Origin of the sequence: Ohtaekwangia sp. (genome assembly GCF_036786105.1) — a bacterium.
Taxonomy (GTDB): Bacteria; Bacteroidota; Bacteroidia; order Cytophagales; family Cyclobacteriaceae; genus Ohtaekwangia.
This window is the reverse complement of sequence record NZ_DAIQRQ010000046.1, coordinates 1-1,650: the sequence shown is the minus strand read 5'-3', so window position 1 is coordinate 1,650 and position 1,650 is coordinate 1. Positions and strand designations below refer to the sequence as shown.

Annotated in this window: 1 protein-coding gene; it reads left to right on the top strand. The window is 45.5% G+C overall.

Annotation, left to right across the window (positions count from 1 at the left end; all coding sequences use genetic code 11):
• Positions 1–664 precede the first annotated feature (664 nt).
• The coding region (locus V7Q33_RS16850) for a hypothetical protein (RefSeq protein WP_333820569.1) at positions 665–1,650 on the top strand (986 nt) is incomplete at its 3' end.

Below are 1,650 nucleotides of genomic sequence, written 5' to 3'. Positions count from 1 at the left end.
GGGGGCACAACATGCCTGTCAGCTTTTATTTTTCGCGCGCCTGCACTTTTGCTATGAAAGCCGGCTGAAATTGCCGCACAAGTTCAACCAAACTACATCGCAGCACCAAGAAAGAATAATGCAACAAGTCGCATGCTATAGCAACGATCGAAGGAATAGCGCCAGGAGCAATACCTCACAGGGATATGAACAAGATTACAAACCTGGCACCGTTAGGATCAACCTGTAACAGACTATAATTAACAATGATCCATCTGGGGTAATAAATTAATCATAAAAAGTCATGTATTGCCTCAAAATATAGCTATACTACGTGTATAGGCCTTTTTTCATATACCGTAAAATGATTTTTTTTGTTCGCCATCGATAAAAATTGTACCGGATTTTTCAGGTATAGTTTACTTTTTTCGGCTCGACAACCGGTAATTTTTCTCGTTCAGCTACCAGGTAAATAATGGATGAGTATACCATTTTTAATTTATACTCCCCCATACTGCATTAACAGCACCGCCCTTAAAATCAATTTTTATACCTATACCGAGTGATACATCACAGACATCGGTATACCCACATTGATTTCGGCAGCGCCGTATGTTAATCTTATGGCAGTTCCCGGCCGGAACTTCGTGTACTTTACCCAAAACCTAAATTGTATACCTATCCTATGAACACGCTACACAAAACGGCCCGACTTCTTATACTGTTTATCGGTATATTGATTCTCAGCTGCCAGGAAGAGCCTCAGCACACTGCCGCCATGCACCCGCAAACAAACCAGGCTTTCGTAACCGCTGAAAAACCGGAAGCCCGGGCTATATTACAGCAGGTGTTGAATACCTCCATTGCCAACGGCAGAACGCAAAGTACAACTGCCGGCGAACTGAACGTGAGCGAAGGCGTATTGCTCGATAGTACAAACTATAGTCAGTATGCCTTTGAGTATGTCAATACGGGCAACCGGTTCGAAAACCTGATTGCTATACAGGAAAACGACCTTGTCTATGCCTATATATTGCAATACGATCCGGATTCGCTGTGGCTGGCCAACAGCAACACAAACGCTATCGACCTGGAAAACTTTACCGGCTACATTCGCCAGCTTGATCTGAACCGGGCCATCATTTCCGAGAACTATATACAGGGCGGCAAATCCATGATCGACCTGTATGATGCCGGCACAACATCTTCCGGAGGACGCACGGAAAATATCCGGTGCTGCTGGCAAACCGTAAAGAGCACTGCTACTTCGCTGCCCATGGTAATCATTAAATGCGATGACGGTTCACAATTTGAATTGTTCGGCGAAGACTTTGCCAATTATGCTGCCTGCTCCGGCAACAACGGTGGTGCCAACGGTGGCGATGGTCCAGGTCCATCCACTGGGCCTTCTTCACCTATACCATCGCCTGTTACAACACCACAACCTTTCAACCCAAGACCAAAGCCCATAAAAGGTGGTGGCAGCGGCCCGGGCACTAGTCCAAGTACAGGCATAGGGACGCTCCCTCCAAGAGGTTTACTACCCCGATCACCAGTAGTAATTGGTCTCACCAAAAAAATATACTATCTGGGCAGTGTTTGTGTAGATTGTATAGAGAATCGACTGAAAGATCCTTGTTTAAAGAAAGTGGCGGATAAGGTGTTGAATCC